Raw genomic sequence first — 4,441 nt, 5'->3', positions numbered from 1 at the left:
GGCTCAGCTCTCCACCTCGGTCGCGTCCAGCAGCGCGTCCAGTTCCTCGTCCGACAGTTGATCCAACGCGGCCGGGTCCAGCGACCTCGACGCCGGTGCGATGGCGTCATCCGCGAGCCGCTTCATCGAGCCCGCCATCCGGGACACCACTTCCGCCATGCCAGCGAGCGTGGGCGACTCGAACACCGCCGCCAGCGGCAACTCCACGCCCAACGCTTCACGCACGCGTGCCACAATCCGCGCGGCCATCCCGGCGTGTCCGCCCAAGGCGAAGAAGTCGTCCCGAGCGCCAACGCGCGGCTGGCCGAGCAGCTCCGTCCAGATTCCCGCCAGCGCCAGCTCCTCCGGCGTCGAGGGGGCGACGTACTCCGCGGCGTGCCCCATGGAGCCCACCTGCGCCTTGGCCATGGCCTGAAGCCGCTCGGCGTCTCCCGGCAACGTCACGTCGGCGAGCCGCTCCACGCCAGAAGCCAGTGCCTCCAGCAGGATGCGCCAGTGCTCCAGCAACTCGGCCACCACGTCCGAGCCATGCAGCTCGGGAGCGTAGGCCAGGCTCAAGCGCAGCCTGTCACCGGGAACCACATAGGCAATGAGCGGGTGGTTGCCCTGCTCATGGCTCTCCACGTCCACCACCTCCAGCCCCGGCACGCCCTGTCCCAGCGAGGTGTCGAGCGGATAGTTCTCGAAGATGAGTAGGCTCTCGAAGAGAGGCAGGCCCCGAGGCATGTCGCTCCAGCCCTTCACCTGGACCAGCGGACTGTGCTCGTACTTCCGCATCTCCAGCTGCCGTGCCTGGAGCTTCTGCAGCCAGGGCACCACGAGCGTGTTGGAAGACAGCCCCACGCGGATGGGCAGCGAGTTGATGAACAGGCCCACCATGGACTCGGCGTCCGGCAGGTCCACGGGACGCCCGGAGACAGTGGCTCCGAAGACGACGTCCTCCTGGCCCGCATAGCGCCCGAGGAGCAGCGCCCACGCGCCCTGCGTCAGCGTGTTGAGCGTCACCGCGTTGCGCCGTGCGAAGGCATGAAGCGCGGCCGTGGCTTCTTGCGACAGCCACAGAATCTCCTCACCCGTGACGGCGGCCTCCATCCCGGGCGCGGCGGTCCGGGCGCCGGGGAGCGGCGTGGGTGTGGTGAAGCCCGCGAGTTCCTCGCGCCAGAACGCCTCGGCACGAGACAAGTCCTGCCGCTGCAACCAAGCCATGTAGTCGCGCCAGGCCGCGGGGCGAGGCAACGCAGCGTCGCGCCCCTGCGTCAGCGCCGCGTAGCAGGCGAAGACCTCCTGCAACATCACGCCCACGCCCCACCCGTCCATCACCAGATGGTGATGGCTCCAGAGGAAGCGGTACTCCTGCTCGGCCAGGCGGACCACCTCCATCCGGGCCAGAGGCGCGGGCGCCAGGTTGAAGCCACGGGCACGGTCCTCACGGACCAGCGCCTCAAGCCGGGCGCGCTGCTCCTCGGCGGGAACACCGCGCAGGTCGTGCTCCGTCCAGGGCAGGTCCGCATTGGCATGGACCACCTGGAGCGGCTCCGGCAGTCCCTCGTGGATGAAGGACGTTCGCAGAACGGCGTTGCGAGCGATGACCACCGCCCACGCCCTTCGCAGCGCGGCGACATCCACGTTCCCGCGTGACGTCCACGCCAACTGCTCATGGAAGACACCCGAGCCTTGGGGCGCAAGCGCGACATGGAACAGCATGCCCTGCTGAAGCGACGTGAGCGGGTACAGGTCCTCCACGGCCGGGAACTGCCGGAGCAAGCGGTCCAGGGCGGAGGACGAGAGGCGCGCGAGCGGGAAGTCCCCAGGCGAACGGCGCGCCGCGTCCGGCGTACTCCGGCCGTCCATCAGCTCACGCAGCGATGACAGGAAGTCGTCAGCCACGGCTTCGATGGTCGCCCGCTGGTGGACGCACGAGCTGTAGGCCCAGGCCACCTTCAGCCGGCCCTCGGACACCACCGCATTCACTTCAAGACGGTGCGGCCGGCGGCCCCCCGCGCCATGCCACGCGCCGCTCGGCTCCTCCGTGAGGGCGAAGCGCTCCGCCCCCCGAGCCGCCGCGTCGAGCTGCCCCAGGTAGTTGAACCCCACCTCAGCGCGCGGCGCGGCGCGCAACGTCTGGGCCGTGTCTTCGCGCAGGTAGCGCAGCAAGCCGTAGCCCATGCCATTCACCGGCAACCGCCGCCGCGCATCCCGCAGCGTCCGGAGCGCGTCTCCTGGACTGCCCGCCTCCGGCAGCTCCACCTCCAGCGGGAAGGTGCTGGTGAACCAGCCCACGGTGCGAGACAGGTCCACGTCACCGAAGAGGGCCTCGCGCCCGTGTCCCTCCAGCTCCAGCCGCACGTTGCGGCTTCCCGTCCAGCGGGACACCGCGCGTGCCACCGCCGTGAGCAGCACCTCATCCACGCGCGCCCGGTACGCCAGGGGCACTTCGCCCACCAGCGCCTTCGTCTCGTCCACGCCCAGCGTCACCGTCACCAACGCTTCCGAGCCCGCCGTGTCGTCGCCGCCTGGCAGGTCCACAGGGAGCGAGGGGACGTCACGCGAGGCCTTCCAGAGCGGCAGCTCGCGCGCCACCTCGTCCGTCCGAGCATGCGACAACAGCCGCTCCGCCCACGCCTTGAAGGACGTAGACTTCGGCGGCAGCGACACCGGAGCTCCTCGCTCCAGCTGCGAGTACGCGGTCTCCAGGTCCTCCAGCAACGGACGGAGCGACACACCATCCACCGCCAGGTGGTGCACCACCAGCAGTAGCCGGGACGTCCGGCCCGCGCCCCGCTCGAACAAGGCCGCGCGCAGCAGCAGTCCCTCGCCCAGGTCCAGGCGCTGATGGACCTCCGCGCCCACGGACTCCAATGCAGCGCCCTGCTCCGCCTCCAGCACGGACGACAGGTCCACGCGCCTCACGGGCACTCGCTCGGGCACTCCCGCGATGGACTGACGCCAGCCTTCCGGCGCCCGCGTGAAGCGCAGCCGGAGCGCATCATGGTGCGACACCAGCGCCCGCAACGCCTCCTCCAACAGCGCGGCATCCACCGGGCGGCGAACCTCCAGCACAGCGGCCAGGTTGTAGTGGTGCGGCTGAGGCAACGCCCACTCGTCGAAGAAGATGCGCTGCATGGGCGTCAGCGGCACGGGCCCCTCCACCAACCCCTGCTCCGCAGTGCCTGCCTTCGCCGTCCCGGCGGCAGTCGCCAGTTCCACGAGCGTCTGCCGCTCGAAGAGCATGGCCGGCTCCAGCTCCAATCCCAGGGCCTTGGCCCGGGAGACAATCTGGATGCCCAGGATGGAGTCGCCGCCCAGCTCGAAGAAGTTGTCGTACAGGCCCACGCGCTCCACGCCCAGGACCTGCGCCCAGAGCGCGGCCAACGCCTTCTCTGCTTCCGTGCGCGGCTCGGTGAACACCTTCGCGTTGCCTCCGCGCGCTGCGTCCGGAGCCGGCAACGCCGCCCGGTCCACCTTCCCGCTGGGTGACAGCGGAAGCGCGTCCAGCGCGACGAAGGCAGCGGGCACCAGATGGTCGGGCAACCGTTCCTTCATGAACGAGCGCAGCGCCGATGCGTCCAGCTCGGCGGCTTGCACGACGTACCCCACCAGCCTCCGCGCTCCCGGCGTGTCCTCGCGCACGAGCGCCACCGTGTCACGCACGTCGGGGTACTGGCGCAGCACCGCCTCCACTTCCCCCAGTTCGATTCGGAAGCCGCGCAGCTTCACCTGGAAGTCGGTGCGGCCCAGGTACTCCAGGCGCCCGTCCGCGAGGAAGCGGACCCGGTCGCCCGTGCGGTACAGCCGCGCCCCCGCCTCCCCCGAGAATGCATCCGGGACGAAGCGCTCCGCCGTCAGCTCCGGCCGTCCCAGGTAGCCACGCGCCACGCCCGGTCCGCCCAGGTACAGCTCGCCCGGAACGCCCGGAGGCACGGGCTGCTCTCGCCCGTCCACCACGTACGCGCGCATGTTCGCGATGGGACGGCCGATGTCCGGGCGCTCCACGTCCAGCTCGGTGGAGAGCGTCGCGCAGACGGACGCCTCCGTGGGCCCGTAGCCGTTGAGCAGTCGCCGCCCCGGCTTCCATCGCCGCGCCAACTCCGGCGAGCAGGCTTCTCCGGCGGAGATGACCGTCTCCAGCAAAGGAAGGCCCTCCGGCGCCAATTGCGACAGGGACGAAGGCGTGAGCGTCACCGTGGTGATGCCCCGCGACTCCAACAGCCCGCGCAGCGGCGCTCCCGGCAGCAGCGACTCGCGCGGCGCCAGGTGCAGCTCCGCCCCGGCCACCAGTGTGGACAGCACCTCCAGGACGGACGCGTCGAACCCGAGCGCCGCCGCCTGGAGCACGCGCCGCCCTGGCCGCACATCATGCGCCCGGATGATGGTGCCCAAGGTGTTGCAGAGGCCCCGATGCGGCACCAGCACGCCCTTTGGAGTGCCCGTGGAGCCGGAC

General features: G+C 70.7%; 1 protein-coding gene (cut by a window edge). It reads right to left on the bottom strand.

Annotated features, from left to right (window positions below):
- Positions 1–3: 3 nt before the first annotated feature.
- A protein-coding gene (locus F8M74_RS00160; protein ID WP_141252617.1) for a non-ribosomal peptide synthetase/type I polyketide synthase crosses the window boundary here: on the bottom strand, positions 4–4,441 show its end. 8,708 nt of this gene lie beyond the right edge of the window; only the last 4,438 of its 13,146 coding nucleotides appear in the window; its start codon lies off the right edge, out of view — the gene reads right to left on this strand; its stop codon occupies positions 4–6.

The organism is Myxococcus sp. CA023 (assembly GCF_010998615.1).
Taxonomy (GTDB): domain Bacteria; phylum Myxococcota; class Myxococcia; order Myxococcales; family Myxococcaceae; genus Myxococcus.
The sequence above is the reverse complement of the archived record's forward strand: the minus strand, read 5'-3'. Positions and strand labels throughout refer to the sequence as shown.